Raw genomic sequence first — 19,144 nt, forward strand, 5'->3', positions numbered from 1 at the left:
GCCGGATTCTTGCCCCAATAATAATACAGCGCGGTGTTGCCCATCTCGACGGTGCCGTTGGAGACGGCGTCGAGCACCTGCAGGCCAGGCACGAGCTCGCCGGCAGCAAAGGGCTGGATCTGGAAACGATTGTCGGTGATCTCGGCCACGCGCTTGCAGAAATATTCGCAGCCGCCATAGAGCGTATCGAGCGATTTCGGCCAGCTCGCGGCGAGCCGCCATTTCACCTCCGGCATCGATTGCGCGATAGCTGGCGCTGCGACTGCGCTTGCGGCAAGGCCCAGTCCGCCTGCCGTCAGGAATTTACGACGTTCCATGCGTTTCCCTCCTGTGATGCCGAGTCCTCGACGAGGGATCGCGGTCTTGACGCCGCTTTCATCTTCGTCGCTGGCCGACGTTTCCTTATGTATGTCCGAAGTTCAGTATTCCCGGATCACAGGCAGCATGACCAAAGGGGAACCGCAAATCAAGCGCGCTTTGGTTGTGCCCTGGCAAGCCGGTCAATGCTGCGCTGCGAACGCGGTTTCCATGGCCTTGCGCGTCTTCACCGTTTCGTTGCCCGCATCGAACTCGACATCGCTCCAACGCACCACGACGCCATGGGCGACGTCATGTTTCAGCTTCACGCGATGGGCGAGTCCGATCGGCAAGGCGCCGGCCCGAAGGCTCGCAGCCGCCGGTACCAGCTTGCCCCACACCGTATAGCCCCCCTCGCCGTCGAGCATCTCGCCCGCGCGCAAATTCCGCTTGGCGACCGCCGCCACGTCGCCGCGGAAGCCGCTGGCTTGGCCGGTCGGCTCACCCCGCAGCGCGGCCGACAGCACCGAGATGTTCAGCTCGAGCCCGATCAGATGATAGGGCTTGTACATCGCGGCAAAGCGTCCGCTGGCGTCGGTCTTCAGGCCGTATTGCCGGAAGCAGTCGGCGGCATAATCGCTCGGAGCCTCCAGCACGACATAGACACCCCAGCGCAGGTCGCGGAACACCGGCCGGCCGTCGCGCTCGAGCGAGGAGACGACCTCGACCACGCCAGGCCGCTCCAGCACGCCGCCGCGCGACCGCGGCCGCATGATATGCGGCAGGTCGTCGACGCCGCAGGGTGGAAACAGCAGGCCGTCCGCGGGCACGTCGAGCGCGCAGGCATTGGCGATCGCAGCCATCTCGATCGCCGATTTGGTGCCGTCGAGAAACGAGTTGAACATCTGCGGATTCATGCCGGCCGACTGCGCTTCGCCCGCGGTCAGGCCGTAATGCTGCCAGACGCCGTCAGGCGTCACGTCGTGATAGGCCGGCAGGTACTTCGTGCCTTTGCCGGCGGCGACGACGCGGAAGCCGGTGGCGCGGGCCCAGTCGACCATCTCGGCGGTGAGCGCCGGCTGGTCGCCGTAAGCGAGCGAATAGACCACGCCCGCCTTGCGCGCTTCCTTGGCGAGCAGGGGACCCGCCAGCACGTCCGCTTCGACATTCACCATCACGATATGCTTGCCCGCGGCGATCGCGGCGCGCGCGTGCCTGATGCCGGCCGCCGGATTGCCGGTCGCCTCCACCACCACGTCCATCGCACCGCCGGCAATGGCGCGCGCGCCGTCATCGGTGAACATTGTCGCGGCGATCCGCTCCGCGTCCCAGCCGACGGTGCGGCAGGCCTCGCGCGCGCGATCGCGGTCGATGTCGACGATGATGGGCACCTCCAGCCCGGGCGTGTGCGGCACCTGCGCCAGAAACATCGAGCCGAACTTGCCCGCACCGATCAATGCGACCCGGACGGGCTTGCCGGCGGAGGCGCGGGCCTGGAGGAGGCGGAAGAGGTTCATGGGGATATCCTGCTAAACTATCGTGTCCCGGACGCGGTGCAGCGTGAAACGCTGCTCCGCAGAGCCGGGACCCAGGAAGACGACAGGGAAACTAACCGTGTGGCATGGGCCCCGGCTCTGCAGCGCAGCGCTGAAGAAGCGCTGCACTGCGTCCGGGGCACGAGACCTGTCCTACTCCGCTGCCTGCCGCGGCGCACGTGCCAGCCGCAGCAGCGCGTCGTCATCCACCGTCTTGATCGGGGTAAAGTCGCGATGGGCGATATAGTCCGGCCGCGTGGGGTTGCGGATGTAGTTCGAGACCGCGTTCAGCGTCAGATACACGATCTTGCGCGGATAGGGCGTGATGTTGCCGGCGGAGCCGTGCACGAGATTGCCGTGGAACATCAGCATGCCGCCGGGCTTGCCGGTCGGCGCGACGATGCCGCCCTGGTCGACGAGGCGCGTCACCGTCGCCTCGTCCAGCGTCCACAGCGGATAGGAGGTGGTGGCGAGGTCGTGCGAGGCCTCGAGATCGCCGGCGTTCTGGCTGCGCGGCACCAGCATCAGGGGGCCGTTGATCGGCATCACCTCGTCGAGGAAGATCGCGATGTTCATCGCCCGCGGCTCCGGCATGCCGTCGTCGCGCTTCCAGGTGCCGTAATCCTGGTGCCACTGCCAGACGTCGCCGGTAAAGGCCGATTTCGCGTTGATCTTGAACTGGTGCATGTAGACGGGTTCGCCGAACAATTGCTCGACCGGCTCGATCATGCGCGGATGCGCGCCGAGGATGCCGAACGCTTCGTTGTAGAGATGCGCCGCAAAGGCCGTGCGCGGCGCGCCGCTCTTTTCGCGCCAGACTTCAGGCCGGTTGGCGTCGTAGATGCCGACCGCCTCGCGCGCCAGCAGATCGACCTCCTCTTGGGCAAACAGCTCGGGCAGGAACAGCCAGCCCTCGCGGTGGAAGAACTCCAATTGCTCCTGAGACAGTCTCATGGGTCGTCCTCCTGTTTGCTATTTGTTGTCTCTCTCTCGTCATGGCCGGGCTTGACCCGGCCATCCACGTCTTGGCGTCACGTTCAAAAGAACGTGGATGCCCGGCACAAGGCCGGGCATGACGGAGCGCGGTGTCCTACGCCGCCGCCTCCGTCGCCCTCAACCTCTCCTCGGTCATCCGCCCAGCCGTTTGCGCATGCGCCAGCGCGGCGCGTTCGGCCGCGCTGGCATCGCCAGCGAGAATATGCCCGGCGATGCCGGCGTGCTCGGCCCAGGCGCTGCCGCGATAGTCGAGCTCCGACAGCACCGTCGCCATCGAGCGGCGCATATGCGGCCATTGCGGCGCGATCGTCGCCTCGATCACGGGATTGCCGGCGAGCTGATAGATCGCGCGGTGAAAATCGACGTCGAGCACGATGAGCTCGGCCAGCGTCGTCGCGCTGTCGATACGGCCTCCGGCGGCCAGCGCCGCTTCCAAGCGCGCGCGGCCGGCCGCGTCGGATCCCGCGCGTCGTGCCGCGAGCCGGGCCGCCAGCGCATCGATCGCGCCGCGCACCTCGTAGAGCTGGCGGATGCGCGCAGGGTCGAGCTGGGTGACCTCGAAGCCGCGCCTGCCGCTCTCGGCGACGAGGCCCTGGCGGTGCAGCAGATGCAGCGCGTGCGACACCGGCTGGCGCGAGACACCCAGCTTGTCGGCGAGCTCATTCTGGCGGATGCGCCGGCCGGGCTCGAGCGTGCGGTCGGAGATCGCCTCCAGGATGCGGGCATAGACCTGGTCGGTCAGGTTCGGGAGCGGGTCGAGAGGGATCACGCCGGCAGCTCCGAAAAAGCAAATGGAATACGGAATTCCGTATTCGAGGGTAAGCTCCCCCGGGTGAGGCCGTCAAGCGGTATCGGAGGGTGACGCAAATGCCCTTTCGTCGCTTCTGCTAAGCCATTGATATCGCTAGGCCCATCTACTGTGCATGGGGTTGTTTTCGCAATATTGCGTTCAGCTCTCCAGCACCTCGACCTCCAGCGTCGCGAGTCGCTCCGCATCAGCCAGGGCCTCGATGCCGGCAATACGGTCGTTCCTGAATGTCACGCGCAGCGCGATGCGCAGTTGCCCGCCGAGGACGACGGCCACCCCGATCTCGCCGTCGACCAGCGCCGTCCGCGCCGCCCGGGCACGGCCCTTGTAGAGCTGCGCGACCGCATCCGCGCCGCGGATCTCAGGCAGCGTGCCGAGCCGCACCGCGGCCTCGTCGGCGCGGAAGACGACGTCGGGATCGAGCAGGGCCAGCAGCCCTTCGAAATTGCCCTCGCGCGACGCCTTGAGGAAGGCATCGACGATTCCGCGCTGACGCGGCAGGTCCGTCTCGGGCACCGGCGCGCCCTGCACGCGCCGCCGTGCCCGGCTGGCGAGCTGCCGCGACGCTTCGACCGAGCGGCCGACGATCGGCGCGATCTCCTCGAACGGCACCGCGAACATATCGTGCAGCACGAAGGCGAGCCGCTCCGCAGGCTGCAGCGTTTCCAGCACCACGAGCAGCGCCGCGCCGACGGCGTCGGCCATCTCAGCCTCGCGCAGCGGCGTCTCGTCGGCCGGCTCCGGCACATCCGGGCCCATCGGCTCCTCCTTGCGCGACTTCCGTGCGCGCAGCATGTCGAGGCAGATGCGCGCGACCACGGTGGTCAGCCAGCCGCGCAGATTGGCGATATCGGACATGTCGTAGCGGCTGACCCGCAGCCAGGCCTCCTGCACGGCATCGTCGACCTCGGCGCGGGAACCCAGCATCCGGTAGGCGACCGCGCGCAAATGGTCCCTGCTGGCCTCGAACTGTTCAGTGAGAAGATTTTGCTCGGTCATCGGTCACATTCCCTCGTCGCGATCCGTCATGCCCATGACGAAGCCAATCCGGCCGATGTGACCGGAACCTTCGAAATTCGAGCGATGGAGACGAACATGATGCACGCCCGCATGAATCACCCCGTCATGGTCCTTCCCGAGGCCATGAATCTCCTGCAGTCCCTCGGCAGCCTGACCAAGCAGGGCCTGCCGGAAAAGCTCCTGGAACTGGTGCACCTGCGCGCCAGCCAGATCAACGGTTGCAGTGTCTGTGTCGACATGCATCCCAAGATCGCCCGCAAGCTGGGTGAAACCGACGAGCGCCTGTTCGCCGTGTCCGCCTGGCGTGAGGCGCCCTATTTCACCGAGGCCGAGCGCGCCGCGCTGGCGCTGACCGAGGCCGTCACCCGTCTCGCCGATCGCGAGGATCCGGTGCCGGATGCGGTCTGGAGCGAGGCCGACAAGCATTTCGACGAACGCGAGCTCGCCACGCTGATCCTGTCGATCGCGACCATCAATGTCTGGAACCGGTTGAACGCAACGGTCAAGATGCCGGTCGGTGGGTGGAAAGTGTGAGGTCTTCTTCTACGCCTCTCCCCGCTTGCGGGGAGGGGCAAAGAGCCCTGCTACTTCGCCAAGAACCGGTTCACCACGTCGCCGAACTCCAGCGGCGCCTGCTCGAACATCCAATGGCCGGCGTTCGGAATCACCGCCGTCTCGGCTCCCACGATGTGCGCAGCCAGCACGCGCCACAACACCGACAGGCTTCCTGTCGTGGCGCCGCCGCCGATCAGCAGCGTCGGCGTCCGGATCGCCTGCGCGTCGGCGAGCGTGTAGGGCCCGCGCTGCTCGTTGATCTGGCCGAGGAAGGTGAGCGCGTTGTCGCGCAGCTGCTGCTTCGCCGCCGCCGGCACGCGCCGCCAGGCGCCGTCGCCTTCGATGCCCTCGTAGAAATTCTGCAGCACCCCCTCGATATCGCCGGCGCGGATCATCTCGACCGAGCGCGCCATGCGCGCCGCCAGCGGCGGATGCGCGGGCGTGCCTTCGGGCAGCGGCAGGCTGGCGTCGAGATCGCCGCCCGGCTCGGCCAGCACCAGCTTTCGCAGCAGATCCGGCCGCGCCTGCGCCACGCGAAACGCGATGTGGCCGCCCCGCGAATGGCCCATCAGGTCCACCGGCGCGGGCTTCACCTGCTCGATGAACGCGATCACGTCGGCGACGTGCTGCGCCATCTTGTAGTCGTCGCCGACGGCGTCCCAATGCTCGGGGAAGAAATGCCGCAGGCTGACCGCGATCACGCGATGGGTCTTCGACAGCGGGCCGAGCACCGCATACCAGGTGCGGAAATCGCCGAGCGTGCCGTGCACGCAGACCAGCGGCGGGCCGCTTCCGACCTCGATATAGGCCATGTCGTAACCGTTGACGCGGAATGTCTGCATGATCAGCTCGCCAGAAAGTCGAGAACCGCTTCGGAGTATTTTTGCGGCGCCTGCTCGAACATCGGATGCGTCGCGTTCGGGATGATCGCCGTCTTGGAATAGGGCACATGCGCGGCCAGCGCATGCAGCACTTTCGGCAGCAGGCCCTTGGTCCGCGCCCCCAGGATGAACAATGTCGGCATCCTGATCGATTCGGCATCCGCCTTCGAGAATGGCGGGCGATTGTCGCGGACCTGCCCGATCAATGTATAGGCATTGTCGCGAAGGTTCTGCTTCACCATCGCCGGCAGCCGCGGCCAAGTGCCGGCGCCTTCCAGCGTGTCGACGAAGACGGCGAGCCCGCCATCGACATCGCCCGCTGCGATCTTCTCGGCCGAGGCTGTGAAGCGCGCAAGGAGCGGCGAGGGGCCGCCGACGTAATCGGGATCGAGGCTGGCATCGAGCTCGCCGCCCGGCTCCGCCAGGACGAGCCGTCGCAGCAGATCCGGGCGTTGCTGCGCGACACGAAAGCAGATGTGCCCGCCGCGGGAATGGCCCATCAGGTCGACGGGTCCAAGGTCGAGCTTCTCGATGAAGGCGATGACGTCCTGGACATGCTGGGCGATCGAATAGGTGTCGCCGATGCCGTCCCAGCGGTCGGGAAAGAAATGCCGCAAGCTGACCGCGATTGCCCGGCGCTGCTGCGTCAGCGGTCCGAGCACGCAGCCCCAGACCCGGAAGTCGTTGAGCGAGCCGTGCACGCAGAGCAGCGGCGGCCGGCCCCTGTCATCGCCCACGTCGAGATAGGGCATGTCGTAACCGTTGACGTGGAGGCGTTGCATGCTGGACTCGCGAGGCGGGCGGAACTCCTGTGCAAGATTCCCGGAAACCGGGTGGATCGCAACTATTTCCAAGCCTAGATTTGGACGGAGATCACGATGGGGGCATGCGATGAGGACGCAAGCCAGGAATCAAGCCATGACCGACCAGCATTTTGCCTTGTTCGACACCCCGATCGGCCTTTGCGCCATCGCCTGGGGCCCGCGCGGCATCAACGGCACGCAATTGCCGATGGGTGGCGAGCCGAAGATCCGCACCCGCATCAGCCAGCGCCACGCCGAGGCCACCGAGACCGAGCCGACCGCGGAGGTGCAGCAGGCGATCGACCGCATCACAAGACTGCTCGCGGGCGAGCCGGATGACCTCACCGACATTGCCCTCGATCTCGACGGGGTGCCCGAGTTCAACCGCGGCGTCTATGAGATCGCCCGCGCGATTCCGCCGGGCAAGACCATCACCTATGGCGATATCGCCAAGCAGCTCGGCGGCGTCCAGCTGTCGCGCGACGTCGGCCAGGCGCTCGGCCGCAATCCGTGCCCGATCGTGGTGCCCTGCCATCGCGTGCTCGCCGCCGGCAACAAGCCCGGAGGCTTCTCGGCCAATGGCGGCGTGGTGACCAAGCTGAAGATGCTCGAGATCGAAGGCGCGCTGGTGAACCACACGCCGAGTTTGTTTGATTGAGATGCGAGGTTCCGTACCCCGGACGCAGTGCGGCACGAAGTGCTGCACTGCTGAGCCGGGGCCCAGTGTCTCAGCGAGATGGGTCCCGGCTCTGCGGTGCATCGCTGCGCGCTGCACCGCGTTCGGGACACGAGACCACCCCTAAATCTTCGCTGCCGCCTTCGGCCAATACCGATCGCGCAGATGCCGCTTCACCAGCTTGCCGGTCGGCGTGCGCGGCAGCTCGGGCTCGAAATCGATCGAGCGCGGGCATTTGATGGCGGAGAGGCGGCCCCTGCAATAGGCGATCAAATCGGCCTCGAGCGCCTTGCCGGCGCGGCCCATGTCGTGCGGCTGCACCACCGCCTTGACCTCTTCGCCCATTTCCTCGTTGGGGACGCCGAACACCGCGACGTCCGCGACGTCAGGGTGAGTGATCAGAACGTCCTCGGTCTCCTGCGGGTAGATGTTCACGCCGCCCGAGATGATCATGTAAGACTTGCGGTCGGTGAGATAGAGGAAGCCGTCCTTGTCGAGGTAGCCGACATCGCCGAGCGTCGACCATCCCTTGGCGTTATAGGCTTTCTTCGTCTTCTCGGGATCGTTGTGGTAGGTGAAGGCGGGTGCGTCGGCGAAATAGACCGTGCCGATTTCGCCCAGCGGCAGCTCCTCGTCGTTCTCGTCGAGGATCTTGACCTTGCCGACCACGGCGCGGCCGACGCTGCCGCGATGCTCCAGCCATTGCTCCGAGCTGCAGACGGTGACGCCGTTGCCTTCCGAGCCCGCGTAATACTCGATCAGGATCGGCCCCCACCATTCGATCATTCTCGCCTTGACGTCGACCGGACACGGGGCAGCGGCGTGAATGGCGCCTTTGAGGGTGGAGACGTCATATTTGGTGCGGACCTCGTCCGGCAGCTTCAGCATGCGCACGAACATGGTCGGCACCAGCTGCGATTGGGTGACCTTGTACTTCTCGACCAGCTTCAGGAACTCTTCGGCGTCAAAGTGCTCCATGATGATGGAGGTGCCGCCGAGCACGATCGCCATCATGTTGAAGCGCAAAGGAGCGGCGTGATAGAGCGGCGCAGGCGACAGATAGATGCTGTCGGTGTTCATGCCGCACATGTCGGCGCAGAGCACGCGTAGAAGCGGATTCGGCTCGTCGATCGCTTTACCTTCGAAGGCCTTCTTGACGCCCTTGGGCCGGCCGGTGGTGCCGGACGAATACAGCATGTCGTAGCCGGCGACCTCATCGGCAATCGGCGTGGTCGGCTGCGCGGCGGCCTCCTTGTCGTAGGAGCGGAAGCCGGGCAGCGGCTCGTCCATCATGTAGAAGATCGGCTCGCCGGCGGTGCCCTTGTTCAGGCCGTTGATCTGGTCGGCGCATTTCGGCGTGGTGATTACGACCCTGGCGCCGCAATCGGCGATGATGTAGTCGATCTCGTCCTGCTTCAGATAGCGGCTGATCGCGGTGTAGTAGAGCCCGCTGCGCTGCGCGGCCCAGCACAGCTCCATGAAGGCGAGACGGTTCTCCATCAGCAGCGCGATGTGGTCGCCGGCCTTCAGGCCGAGCGAGCGGAACAGATGCGCGCCCTGGTTCGAAAGCTCGTCGAGCTCGCGATAGGTGATCGCCTTGCCGGTGCCGGCCATCTGGTAGGCGATCTTGTCGGGCGTGGTGCGGGCGTGGACGGAGGGGTGGGTCATGGGGCTGCTTCAACACCGGCAAATGGATATGACGTTCCCCGGACGCAGCGCAGCACGAAGTGGTGCGCTGCTGATCCGGGGTCCACTGTGAGGCATGGGTCCCGGTTCTGCGCAGCAGCGTTGCACGCTGCAGCGCGTCCGGGACACGAGAGCGGCTTACAGCCGCTCCACGATCGTCACGTTGGCCATGCCGCCGCCTTCGCACATGGTCTGCAGGCCGTAACGTTTGCCGCGCTGATGCAGGGCGTGGACCAGCGTCGTCATCAGCTTGGTGCCGGAGCCGCCGAGGGGATGGCCGAGCGCGATGGCGCCGCCGTTGACGTTGAGACGCTCGGGATCGGCGCCGGTGGTCTTCAGCCAAGCGGTCGGCACCGAAGCGAAGGCTTCGTTGACCTCGAACAGGTCGATGTCGCCGATCTTCATGCCGGCCTTCTCCAGCGCCCGCTTGGTCGCGTGCAACGGCGCGTCCAGCATGATGACGGGATCGCCGCCCATCATGGTCATGTGATGGACGCGCGCCAGCGGCTTGACGCCGAGCTGCTTCAGGCCGCGCTCGTTCACCACCATCACGCCGGAGGCGCCGTCGCAGATCTGGCTGGCGCTGGCGGCACTGAGCTTGCCGTTCTCGGCGATCAGCTTGACGCCCTTGATGCCGTCGAGCGTGACGTCGAAGCGGATGCCTTCGTCGATATGGTGGGTGTCCTTGGAGCCGTCGGCGCGGGTGATCTCGAGCGGCACGATCTCCTTCTTGAAGTGACCTGCTTGCGTCGCCGCGATCGCGCGCTGATGGCTGTCGTAGGAGTATTGGTCGAGCTCATCCTTGGAGAGGCCGTACTTCTCCGCCATCATCTCCGCGCCGGTGAACTGGCTGAACACGATGTTCGGATACTTCTTCTCGATGCCGGGGCTCTTGTAATTGCCGAAGCCGTTCTTGGCCGGAAGCTGCGAGGACAGGCCCATCGGCACGCGCGTCATCGATTCCACGCCGGCGGCGATCACTACATCCATGGCGCCCGACATCACGGCCTGCGCGGCGAAGTGCAGCGCCTGCTGCGAGGAGCCGCACTGGCGGTCGATCGAGGTGCCCGGCACGCTCTCCGGCAGCTTCGAGGCCATCACCGCGTTGCGCGCGACGTTGTTGGACTGCTCGCCGACCTGCATGACGCAGCCCATGATCACGTCCTCGACCAGGGCAGGATCGACCTTGGTGCGATCGACCAGCTCGTCCAGCACCTTCGCGGCGAGATCGGCCGGATGCCAGCCGGCGAGACGGCCCCCCTTGCGCCCGCCGGCGGTACGCGCGGCGGCGACGATGTAAGCCTCGGCCATGTCGGTTTCTCCCTGAATTCTTGATTGGAGTTGGGTGTCGGGGGCGGATTTAAGGGACGGGAGATCGTTTAGTCAATCGATCAATTAACTCTTGTGATGAGGCGCTGCTTGGGCTTATCTGCGCCCCGCTTCGAGCGGCGAATAGGGATCTTCCGTGGCTACCAGCGTACCGAACCGGCTCCCGAGCGGGAAGAATTCCACGGCGGAGAAATTGCTCGTGGCCGCGAGCGAGCTGATGATCGAACGCTCCTCGATCGAGATCTCGCTGTCCGACATCGCGCAGAAGTCGGGCGCCAATGCCGCGCTGGTCAAATATCATTTCGGCAACAAGGACGGCCTGCTGCTGGCGCTGCTGGCGCGCGACGCCGCGACCGAGATGTCAAACCTCGAATACCTTCTGGCGCAGCCGATCACGGCGACGGCGAAGCTGAAGCTGCACATCGCCGGCATCATCCGCGCCTATCACCGGTTCCCCTATATGAACCGGCTGATCCATTATCTTCTGCATGAAACCAGTGCCGATTCCGCCGATGAGGTTTCGAAGTTCTTCGTCGCGCCGCTGCTGGATTTCCACCGCCGCCTGCTCGCGGAGGGCGTCAGCCGCGGCGAATTCCGCGCCACCGATCCGGTGCTGTTCTACACCAGCCTGATCGGCGCCTGCGATCACCTATTCTTCGGCCGGCACGCGATGTCCCGCGCGACCGGCGTCGGTCCGGTCACCGACGACGTCTGCCGGCAATACATCAAGCACATGGAAACGCTGATCTGTGGCGGCATCCTCACGCAAGCCGGGGAAGCCGTTGCAGCCGGATGATCCGGCTGAAGCTCTCAAAGTCTAGAGAAGAAACGTCCAAGGAAAGGTACAAGCGATGCAGTTGAAAGACGTAGCCGTTCTCATCACCGGCGGCGGTTCGGGCCTGGGCGAAGCCACCGCCCGCGCCATGGCAGCCAAGGGCGCCAAGATCGGCGTGATCGACCAGAACAAGGAGAACGCCGAAAAAGTTGCCGCCGAAGTGAAGGGCGTCGCGCTGCATGCCGACGTCACCAGCGAAGAGCAGATCAAGGCGGCAATCGCGAAAGCAGAAGCCGCCCATGGTGTCGCGCGCGTGCTGATGAATTGCGCCGGCATCGGCGGCTCGCAGCGCATCGTCGGCCGCGACGGCGTCTATCCGCTGGAGAAGTTCGCGCGCATCATCAACGTCAATCTGATCGGCACCTTCAACTGCCTGCGCCTGTTCGCCGAGCGCCTCGTCACGATCGAGCCGGTCGGCGAAGAGCGCGGCGTCATCATCAATACGGCGTCGGTCGCGGCTTATGAAGGCCAGATCGGCCAGATCGCCTATTCGGCCTCGAAGGGCGGCGTCGTCGGCCTGACCCTGCCGGCCGCGCGCGACCTCGCCAGCCAGAAGATTCGCGTCAACACCATCGCGCCCGGCCTGTTCTTCACGCCGCTGCTGATGGGCCTGAACGAAGAGGCGCGCAAGAGCCTCGGCGCCCAGGTGCCGCATCCCTCGCGTCTCGGCGATGCCGCCGAATACGGCTCGCTCGCCGTGCACATCGTCGAGAACCCGATGCTGAACGGCGAGACCATCCGTCTCGACGGCGCCATCCGCATGGCTCCGCGGTAGGCGGCGCTCTTTTTACCCTCCCCTGGAGGGGGAGGGTCGGCGCGAAGCGCCGGGGTGGCGTGATCTCTCCACTCGGGCAGTGTTGGTCGGGGAGAGACCGTCACCCCACCCCGCTCGCGCTGCGCGCGATCGACCCTCCCCCTCCAGGGGAGGGTGGCAGCTCGGCCCATGACTGATGTGCGAGGCTCCCATGTCCCAACCGCTGCTGATCGAGCATGACGACGGCGTCGACCGGGTGACGCTGAACCGGCCTGAGCATCTCAACGCGCTCGATCCTGCGCTGATCGATGCGCTGAACGATTATTTCCAGAACCTTCAGCGCAATCGCGATACCCGCGTGGTGGTATTGAAGGGTGCAGGAAAGAATTTCTGCGCGGGCCTCGATCTCAAGGCGGCGCTGGCGCGCCGTGCCGGGCAGCAGGAGCCGCCCGGGGTCACGGAGTCGCTGGATTCGCAACGCCGCATCGCCGACATCGTGATGCTGATGCGGCGTTGTCCGCAGCCGATCCTGTCGCTGGTGCAGGGCGCGGCCGCCGGCGGCGGCTTTGCGTTGGCACTGGCGTCCGACATCCGCATCGCGACGAGATCGGCGCGGATGAACTGTGCCTTCATCAAGCTCGGGCTCGGGGGCTGCGACATCGGCACCAGTTATTTTCTGCCGCGCCTCGTCGGCGTCTCCGTCGCATCGGAATTGATCCTCACCGGGCGCTTCATCGGCGCCGAGCGGGCGCTTGCGGTCGGCCTGGTCTCGGAGGTCGTCGGCGAGGACAAGCTCGACGAAGCGGCCGAGCCCTATGTCGAGGCGATGATGACGGCTTCGCCGGTGGGCCTGCGCCTGTCCAAGGAATGCCTCAACATGAGCGTCGATGCCGGCTCGCTGGAGGCTGCGATCGCGATGGAGGATCGCAACCAGGTTCTGTGCAGCCGCTCCGAAGAATTTTCGGAAGGCATCAGGGCCTTCCTTGAGAAGCGAAAGCCTGTCTATATCAAGCGCTGAACCACGAAGATCCGTAAAGGACAGTAATTCCGGGAGACGCAAAATGAGTGGAAGTGCGGCGGCGGTGATGACGAAGCCCGCCTTTCGCAAGGTCGAGTGGCTCACGCGCGACATCGACATCAAGCGCCGCGCCGACGGCACGGTGGTGCTGAAGTCGCGCATTCCGCTGCAACCTTACGAGACGCACATTCCGGCGTCGCTGGCGAAGTGGGCCAAGGAAGCGCCAGAGCGCATCTGGCTGGCGCAGCGCGGCGGCCCGAACCGCGAATGGCGCAAGGTGTCCTACGCTGAAGCCAAGCGCACCGTGGATGCGCTGACGCAAGGCTTGCTCAGTCTCAAGCTCGACGAACGGCCAGTCGCGATCCTCTCCGGCAATTCGATCGAGCATGCGCTGATGACGCAGGCCGCGATGCAGGCACGCTCACCCGCGGCGCCGGTGTCGCCGGCCTACTCGCTGATGAGCCATGATCACGTCAAGCTGAAGTACCTGTTCGACCTGATCAAGCCGGCGGTGCTGATGGTGCAGGACGGTCCGACCTTCGAGAAGGCGCTGAAAGCGCTCGATCTCACCGGCGTCACCGTGGTTCACGTCGCGCGGCCCTGCGACGGCATCGCAAGCGTCAGCTTTGCCGAATTGGCGGCCACGCCGGTGACGAAGGCCGTCGCGGATTCGATCGCAAGAATTACGCCGCAGACCATCGGCAAGCTGCTGTTCACGTCGGGCTCGACCGGCATGCCGAAAGCCGTCATCAACACCCAGGAGATGATGTGCGCCAATGCCGCGATGATGATGCAGGTTCGGCCACGTTCGCCTGACGGTCCGATCGCGACCATGCTGGACTGGATGCCGTGGAATCACACCATGGGCGGCAACGCGGCGTTCCATCCGATCCTGATCGATGGCGGCACTCTCTATATCGACGACGGCCGGCCGATGCCGGGCCAGTTCGAGGAGACGCTGCGGAATTTGCGCGAGATCTCGCCGACCTATTACGCCAACGTCCCCGCCGGCTACGCCGCGCTGGCAGCCGCCATGGAAAAGGACGACGCGCTCTGCCGCTCGTTCTTCAAGAACCTGTCGATCATGGCCTATGGCGGCGCGCGACTGCCGGACGATCTCTACGACCGCATGCAGGCGCTTGCGGTGAAGACCACCGGCGAACGCATCGTGTTCTACACCGGCTGGGGCTCGACCGAGACTGCGCCGACCTCGACCGGCACCTATTGGGACACCGAGCGCGTCGGCCTGATCGGCCTGCCGTTCCCGGGGGTCGAGTTGAAGATGGTGCCGTGCGGCTCGAAATACGAGCTGCGCCTGCGCGGTGTCAACGTCACGCCCGGCTATTTCGGCCAGCCGGAGCTGACCAAGAAGATGTTCGACGAAGAAGGGTTTTACTGCATCGGCGATGCCGGAATCTTCGTCGACGAGAAGGATCCGGTGCAGGGCATCATCTTCGCGGGCCGCGTGGTCGAAGACTTCAAGCTCACCACCGGCACCTTCGTGCATGTCGGCTCGCTCCGCACCGATGCGATCGCAGCCGCAACGCCAGTGGTGCATGACGCACTGGTCGCCGGGCAGGACCGCCCATTCATCGGCCTGCTTGCCTGGCCGAACCTGCACGCCTGCCGGCAGCTCGTTGGCAATCCTGATCTCAGCTTTGCCGACGCGGTGAGACACCCCGAGGTGATTGCCTGCTTCCGCCGCGGCCTCGAAGCGCACAACCGGGAGTGCGAGGGGGCCAGCAGCCGCATCATCGCGCGTGCGATGCTGATGGCCGAGCCGCCCTCCATCGACGGCAACGAGCTCACCGACAAGGGCTACATCAACCAGCGCGCCGGCCTCGAGCGCCGCGCCGCGCTGGTGGAGCGGCTCTATGCGGACAGGCCGGATGAAGATGTGATCGTGCTGCGATGAATTCGTCATTCCGGGGCGACGCGTAGCGGCGAACCCGGAATCTCGAGATGAGTAAGTGACCTCTAGATTCCGGGCTCGCGACTGCGTCGCGCCCCGGAATGACAGCAAGAAAAAGGATAGCCCGCCATGAACTTCGATTTCTCCGACGACCAGAAGCAGCTCCGCGACCAGGCGCGCAAGTTCCTCAGCGAGAAGTGCCCGCCCAAGGCGGTGCGCGTGGTGCTCGACGGCAAGGCGCCTTACGACAAGGAGCTGTGGAAGGGCCTCGCCGAGATGGGCTTTCTTGGCGTCGCGATTCCAGAGGAGTTCGGCGGCGCCGGCGCCGGCCATCTCGAGCTCTGCGTGATCGCGGAGGAGATGGGCCGGGCCAATGCGCCGGTGCCGTTCTCCTCGACCGTCTACCTCGCCGCCGAAGCGCTGCTGATCGCCGGCAGCGACGCGCAGAAGAAGAAGTGGCTGCCGGCGATCGCCTCGGGCGAGGCGATCGGCACGCTGGCGCTGTTCGAGGGCAAGGGCAACCCCGCGCCGAAGAACGTCAAGCTCACCGCTGCGAACGGCGCGCTGAACGGCACCAAGAAGCCGGTGGCCGACGGCGCCATCGCCGACTTCGCGGTGGTCGCCGCGCGCACCGGTTCGAGCGGGCGCGACAGCGACATCTCGCTGTTCCTGGTCGACCTCAAATCCGGCGGCGTCGAGGTGAAGAGCCTCACCAATCTCGATCCGACGCGCGGCCAGGCCGAGATCACGTTCAAGGATGCCAAGGCGGAGCCGCTCGGCGCCGCCGGTGACGGCTGGAGCATCCTCACCCAGGTGCTCGATCGTGCCGCGGTGCTCTGTGCGTTCGAGCAGGTCGGCGGCTCCGACCGTGCCTTGGAGATGGGCCGCGACTACGCGCTCGACCGCATCGCCTTCGGTCGCCAGATCGGCTCGTTCCAGGCGGTCAAGCACATGCTCGCCGACATGTACGTCTCGGCGACGCTGGCGCGCTCCAATAGCTATTACGGTGCCTGGGCGCTCTCGACCAACGCCGCCGAGCTGCCGGAAGCAGCGGCCGCCGCGCGCATCAGCGCAACGCAGGCGTTCCAGCATTGCGCCAAGAACAACATCCAGGTTCACGGCGGCATGGGCTTCACCTGGGAGTTCGACTGCCACATGTACTACCGCCGTGCCAACGCCATGGCGCTCGGGCTCGGCAGCCTCACTTATTGGGAAGACCAGTTGATCGACCGCATGCGCAAGAAGAACGCGGCGTAACGATTGGTGATTTGTAGGATGGGTAGAGCGAAGCGAAACCCATCATGACGCAGGTGGTCTTGGAGATGGGTTTCGCTTCGCTCTACCCATCCTACGACGCCGCGAGGGATGAGAGACATGAACTTCGACGACACCCCGCAGGAAGCCGAATTCCGCGCCACAGCGCGCGCCTGGATCAGCGCGAATGCGCCCAAGCAGTACGAGGAAGAGCTGCGCAAATCCTCGCTCGGCCGCACCGTGCTCAAGAACGCCAACATCCTGGACGTCGCAAAGGCCTGGCAGAAAAAGAAGGCCGATGCCGGCTGGGCCTGCCTGCACTGGCCGAAGGAATATGGCGGGCGCGGTTCGTCGCCGATCGAGCGCGTGATCTGGTCGCAGGAAGAGGGGCCATTCGGCCAGCTGTCCCGCATGTTCATCATCGGCCACGGCATGTGCGGGCCGACCATGATGGCGTTCGCGCGCGAGGAGCATAAGCGCACCTATCTGCCGCCGCTCGCCTCCGGCGAGAAGGTCTGGTGCCAGCTGTTCTCCGAGCCCGCCGGCGGCTCCGACGTCGCAGGGCTGCGGACGCGTGCGGAGAAGGACGGTGACGACTGGATCGTCAACGGCCAGAAGATCTGGACCTCGGGCGCACATTATTCCGACTACGGCATCTTGCTCACCCGCACCGATCCGACCGTGCCCAAGCACAAGGGCCTCACCATGTTCTTCCTGGACATGAAGAGCCCCGGCGTCGAGGTGCGGCCGATCAAGCAGGCGAGCGGGGCCTCCGACTTCAACGAGGTCTATTTCACCAATGTCCGCATTCCCGATCATCAGCGCCTCGGCGAGGTCGGCGACGGCTGGAACGTCTCGCTGACCACGCTGATGAACGAGCGCAGCGCGATCGGCGCGGCCGTCTCGACCGGATTCCCTGAATTGTTCGAATATTGTTCCAGCCTGATGCTCGACGACGGCCCAGCGATCGAGGACCGCGCGGTGCGTTCCAAGCTGGCCAACTGGGCGGTGAAGGCGAGCGGGCTGAAATACACCAGCATGCGCGCGATCTCGGCGCTGTCGAAGGGCGAGCGGCCGGGGCCGGAAAACTCCATCGGCAAGCTGGTGGCGGGCTCGATGATCCAGGACGTTGCGACCTACGCATTGGATCTGCAGGGGGCGAGCGGCGTGATCAGCGGCGAGGATGCCGAGCTCGCCGGCCGTTTCCAGGCCATGCTGCTGCGCGCGCCCGGCACGCGTGTCGAAGGCGGCACCGACGAGATCATGCGCAACATCATCGCCGAGCGGGTGCTGGGCCTGCCCGGCGACATCCGCGTCGACAAGGACGTGCCGTTCAACAAGATCCCGACGAAGGGAAGAAATTAGCCGACATTCCGGGGCGATGCGAAGCATCGAACCCGGATTCTCGAAATGAGTATGCACGCTCTAGATTCCGGGTTCGCGCTGCGCGCGCCCCGGAATGACAAGAAAGGAAGCGCCATGAATTTCGACGACACGCCGCAGGAAGCCGCATTCCGCGAGACCGCGCGCAAATGGATCGACGCCAATGCGCCGAAGGAGCTGCATGCCGAGCTGTCGAAATCTTCGCTCGGCCGTATCCGCCTCGCCAATCGCGACATCGTCGAGGTCGGCAAGGCCTGGCAGAAGCAGAAGTTCGAGGGCAATTGGGCCTGCCTGCACTGGCCCAGGGAATATGGCGGCCGCGGCGCCACGCCGATCGAGAAGGTGATCTGGCAGCAGGAGGAGGGCGTCTACGGCAAGCTGACGCAGCCGTTCCAGATCGGCGAGGGCATGTGCGGCCCGACCGTGATGGCGTTCGGCAGCGAGGAGGCCAAGCGCCGCTATTTGCCCGAGCTCGCCTCGGGCGAGGAGATCTGGTGCCAGCTGTTCTCCGAACCGTCCGCCGGTTCGGACGTTGCGGGGCTTCGCACCCGCGCGGAGAAGAAGGGCGACAATTGGATCGTCAACGGCCAGAAGATCTGGACCTCGGGCGCGCATTATTCCGATTACGGCCTCTTGATCGCGCGCACCGATCCGAACGTGCCCAAGCACAAGGGCCTCACCATGTTCTTCCTGGACATGAAGAGCGCCGGCGTCGAGGTGCGTCCGATCAAGCAGGCCAACGGCATGCAGGAGTTCAACGAGGTCTATTTCACCGACGTGGTGATCCCCGACAGCCAGCGTCTCGGCGCCGTCGGCGATGGCTGGAGCGTGTCGCTGACCACGCTGATGAACGAGCGCATGTCGATCGGCGCGCGGCTTGCGACCGGCGTGCCTGAGATGTTCGAGTTCTGCTCCAACCTCATGCTCGAGGATGGCCCGGCCATCGAGGATCCCGCCGTGCGCTCGAAGCTGGCGAGCTGGGCGGCGAAGTCGAACGGACTGAAATTCACCAGCTACCGCACCATCTCGGCGCTGTCGAAGGGCGAGCGACCGGGTCCGGAGAACTCGATCGGCAAGCTGGTCTCCGGCATGATGCTGCAGGACATCGCGACCTACGCCATGGACCTGCAGGGCGCGGCCGGCGTTCTCACCGGCAGCGACGAGGAGATTGTGCAAGGCCAGTTCCAGCAGATGCTGCTGTCCTCGCCCTCGATGCGCATCGCCGGCGGCACCGACGAGATCCTGCGCAACATCATCGCCGAGCGCGTGCTGGGCCTGCCCGGCGACATCCGCGTCGACAAGGACGTGCCGTACAACAAGATCCCGACCAAGGGACGGTGAGAGCTACCGTGTCCCGGACGCGCGAAGCGCGGGCCGGGACCCAGAGGCCACAATGGGCCCC

At 65.5% G+C, this 19,144-nt stretch carries 18 protein-coding genes (1 of these 18 running past the window's edge); 9 read left to right on the forward strand and 9 right to left on the reverse strand.

What is annotated here, in order from left to right; translation table 11 throughout:
- The 5 genes from K410_RS0106895 to K410_RS0106915 form a co-directional block, all read right to left on the reverse strand.
- Positions 1 to 317 carry the 5' portion of a TRAP transporter substrate-binding protein gene (locus tag K410_RS0106895; protein ID WP_028134161.1) on the reverse strand. The gene continues 772 nt to the left of window position 1, outside the view, so 317 of the gene's 1,089 nt are visible here — the first part of the coding sequence; the start codon lies at positions 315 to 317; its stop codon lies off the left edge, out of view.
- A gap of 183 nt (positions 318 to 500) precedes the next feature.
- Positions 501 to 1,814, reverse strand: a complete 1,314-nt coding sequence (locus K410_RS0106900; protein ID WP_028134162.1) for an NAD(P)H-dependent oxidoreductase — start codon at positions 1,812 to 1,814, stop codon at positions 501 to 503.
- Positions 1,815 to 1,985: 171 nt separating this feature from the next.
- Positions 1,986 to 2,786, reverse strand: coding sequence for a phytanoyl-CoA dioxygenase family protein (locus tag K410_RS0106905; protein ID WP_028134163.1), 801 nt, complete (start codon positions 2,784 to 2,786; stop codon positions 1,986 to 1,988).
- Positions 2,787 to 2,922: 136 nt separating this feature from the next.
- Positions 2,923 to 3,597 carry a GntR family transcriptional regulator gene (locus tag K410_RS0106910; RefSeq protein WP_028134164.1) on the reverse strand — a complete coding sequence of 225 codons (675 nt, stop codon included), beginning with the start codon at positions 3,595 to 3,597 and terminating at the stop codon, positions 2,923 to 2,925.
- A 180-nt stretch (positions 3,598 to 3,777) separates the two neighbouring features.
- On the reverse strand, positions 3,778 to 4,635 hold the full coding sequence (locus tag K410_RS0106915; RefSeq protein ID WP_028134165.1) for a sigma-70 family RNA polymerase sigma factor: 858 nt from the start codon (positions 4,633 to 4,635) through the stop codon (positions 3,778 to 3,780).
- Positions 4,636 to 4,734: 99 nt separating this feature from the next.
- On the opposite strand from K410_RS0106915, the gene K410_RS0106920 reads away from it, so the two are divergent.
- Positions 4,735 to 5,190 carry a carboxymuconolactone decarboxylase family protein gene (locus tag K410_RS0106920; RefSeq protein WP_049820223.1) on the forward strand — a complete coding sequence of 152 codons (456 nt, stop codon included), beginning with the start codon at positions 4,735 to 4,737 and terminating at the stop codon, positions 5,188 to 5,190.
- 50 nt (positions 5,191 to 5,240) lie between these two features.
- On the opposite strand, the gene K410_RS0106925 is transcribed toward K410_RS0106920, so the two are convergent.
- Complete coding sequence (locus K410_RS0106925; protein WP_028134167.1) at positions 5,241 to 6,053, reverse strand: alpha/beta fold hydrolase; 813 nt, start codon at positions 6,051 to 6,053, stop codon at positions 5,241 to 5,243.
- A 2-nt stretch (positions 6,054 to 6,055) separates the two neighbouring features.
- Positions 6,056 to 6,874, reverse strand: a complete 819-nt coding sequence (locus K410_RS0106930) for an alpha/beta fold hydrolase (RefSeq protein ID WP_028134168.1) — start codon at positions 6,872 to 6,874, stop codon at positions 6,056 to 6,058.
- A 136-nt stretch (positions 6,875 to 7,010) separates the two neighbouring features.
- Here K410_RS0106930 and K410_RS0106935 point away from each other — a divergent pair, with 136 nt between their 5' ends.
- Entirely contained in the window at positions 7,011 to 7,553 is a 543-nt protein-coding gene (locus tag K410_RS0106935) for a methylated-DNA--[protein]-cysteine S-methyltransferase (protein ID WP_028134169.1), read from the forward strand.
- A 141-nt stretch (positions 7,554 to 7,694) separates the two neighbouring features.
- Here K410_RS0106935 and K410_RS0106940 read toward each other — a convergent pair whose 3' ends face one another.
- Positions 7,695 to 9,239, reverse strand: coding sequence for an acyl-CoA synthetase (locus K410_RS0106940; RefSeq protein WP_028134170.1), 1,545 nt, complete (start codon positions 9,237 to 9,239; stop codon positions 7,695 to 7,697).
- Between the two features lie 156 nt (positions 9,240 to 9,395).
- A complete protein-coding gene (locus K410_RS0106945; protein WP_028134171.1) occupies positions 9,396 to 10,568 on the reverse strand; it encodes an acetyl-CoA C-acetyltransferase in 1,173 nt (390 codons plus the stop codon).
- Between the two features lie 211 nt (positions 10,569 to 10,779).
- Between K410_RS0106945 and K410_RS0106950 the strand changes: the two genes are divergently transcribed.
- The 7 genes from K410_RS0106950 to K410_RS0106980 all read left to right on the forward strand — a co-directional run bounded on the left by K410_RS0106950 (position 10,780) and on the right by K410_RS0106980 (position 19,083).
- A complete protein-coding gene (locus tag K410_RS0106950; protein WP_049819955.1) occupies positions 10,780 to 11,382 on the forward strand; it encodes a TetR family transcriptional regulator in 603 nt (200 codons plus the stop codon).
- Between the two features lie 55 nt (positions 11,383 to 11,437).
- Positions 11,438 to 12,196: an SDR family NAD(P)-dependent oxidoreductase gene (locus K410_RS0106955; RefSeq protein WP_028134173.1), complete on the forward strand. Its 759-nt coding sequence runs from the start codon at positions 11,438 to 11,440 to the stop codon at positions 12,194 to 12,196.
- 190 nt (positions 12,197 to 12,386) lie between these two features.
- Positions 12,387 to 13,193 (forward strand): enoyl-CoA hydratase/isomerase family protein, encoded by an 807-nt coding sequence (locus tag K410_RS0106960; protein WP_028134174.1) that lies wholly within the window; start codon positions 12,387 to 12,389, stop codon positions 13,191 to 13,193.
- A gap of 43 nt (positions 13,194 to 13,236) precedes the next feature.
- Positions 13,237 to 15,108: an AMP-binding protein gene (locus K410_RS0106965; protein ID WP_028134175.1), complete on the forward strand. Its 1,872-nt coding sequence runs from the start codon at positions 13,237 to 13,239 to the stop codon at positions 15,106 to 15,108.
- A 126-nt stretch (positions 15,109 to 15,234) separates the two neighbouring features.
- On the forward strand, positions 15,235 to 16,362 hold the full coding sequence (locus K410_RS0106970; protein ID WP_028134176.1) for an acyl-CoA dehydrogenase family protein: 1,128 nt from the start codon (positions 15,235 to 15,237) through the stop codon (positions 16,360 to 16,362).
- Positions 16,363 to 16,479: 117 nt separating this feature from the next.
- Entirely contained in the window at positions 16,480 to 17,724 is a 1,245-nt protein-coding gene (locus K410_RS0106975) for an acyl-CoA dehydrogenase (protein WP_028134177.1), read from the forward strand.
- 114 nt (positions 17,725 to 17,838) lie between these two features.
- Complete coding sequence (locus K410_RS0106980; RefSeq protein WP_028134178.1) at positions 17,839 to 19,083, forward strand: acyl-CoA dehydrogenase; 1,245 nt, start codon at positions 17,839 to 17,841, stop codon at positions 19,081 to 19,083.
- The last annotated feature ends 61 nt before the right edge of the window (positions 19,084 to 19,144 follow it).

Origin of the sequence: Bradyrhizobium sp. 22, from assembly GCF_000482425.1 — a bacterium.
Taxonomy (GTDB): domain Bacteria; phylum Pseudomonadota; class Alphaproteobacteria; order Rhizobiales; family Xanthobacteraceae; genus Bradyrhizobium; species Bradyrhizobium japonicum_B.

What these genes read in the sequence shown, in the direction of transcription:
- K410_RS0106945 (WP_028134171.1), bottom strand. Translation starts at nt 10,568, where the DNA reads ATGGCCGAGGCTTACATCGTCGCCGCCGCGCGTACCGCCGGCGGGCGC.
- K410_RS0106925 (WP_028134167.1), bottom strand. Translation starts at nt 6,053, where the DNA reads ATGCAGACATTCCGCGTCAACGGTTACGACATGGCCTATATCGAGGTC.
- K410_RS0106915 (WP_028134165.1), bottom strand. Translation starts at nt 4,635, where the DNA reads ATGACCGAGCAAAATCTTCTCACTGAACAGTTCGAGGCCAGCAGGGAC.
- K410_RS0106935 (WP_028134169.1), top strand. Translation starts at nt 7,011, where the DNA reads ATGACCGACCAGCATTTTGCCTTGTTCGACACCCCGATCGGCCTTTGC.
- K410_RS0106955 (WP_028134173.1), top strand. Translation starts at nt 11,438, where the DNA reads ATGCAGTTGAAAGACGTAGCCGTTCTCATCACCGGCGGCGGTTCGGGC.
- K410_RS0106975 (WP_028134177.1), top strand. Translation starts at nt 16,480, where the DNA reads ATGAACTTCGACGACACCCCGCAGGAAGCCGAATTCCGCGCCACAGCG.
- K410_RS0106940 (WP_028134170.1), bottom strand. Translation starts at nt 9,239, where the DNA reads ATGACCCACCCCTCCGTCCACGCCCGCACCACGCCCGACAAGATCGCC.
- K410_RS0106905 (WP_028134163.1), bottom strand. Translation starts at nt 2,786, where the DNA reads ATGAGACTGTCTCAGGAGCAATTGGAGTTCTTCCACCGCGAGGGCTGG.
- K410_RS0106970 (WP_028134176.1), top strand. Translation starts at nt 15,235, where the DNA reads ATGAACTTCGATTTCTCCGACGACCAGAAGCAGCTCCGCGACCAGGCG.
- K410_RS0106920 (WP_049820223.1), top strand. Translation starts at nt 4,735, where the DNA reads ATGCACGCCCGCATGAATCACCCCGTCATGGTCCTTCCCGAGGCCATG.
- K410_RS0106900 (WP_028134162.1), bottom strand. Translation starts at nt 1,814, where the DNA reads ATGAACCTCTTCCGCCTCCTCCAGGCCCGCGCCTCCGCCGGCAAGCCC.
- K410_RS0106980 (WP_028134178.1), top strand. Translation starts at nt 17,839, where the DNA reads ATGAATTTCGACGACACGCCGCAGGAAGCCGCATTCCGCGAGACCGCG.
- K410_RS0106960 (WP_028134174.1), top strand. Translation starts at nt 12,387, where the DNA reads ATGTCCCAACCGCTGCTGATCGAGCATGACGACGGCGTCGACCGGGTG.
- K410_RS0106930 (WP_028134168.1), bottom strand. Translation starts at nt 6,874, where the DNA reads ATGCAACGCCTCCACGTCAACGGTTACGACATGCCCTATCTCGACGTG.
- K410_RS0106965 (WP_028134175.1), top strand. Translation starts at nt 13,237, where the DNA reads ATGAGTGGAAGTGCGGCGGCGGTGATGACGAAGCCCGCCTTTCGCAAG.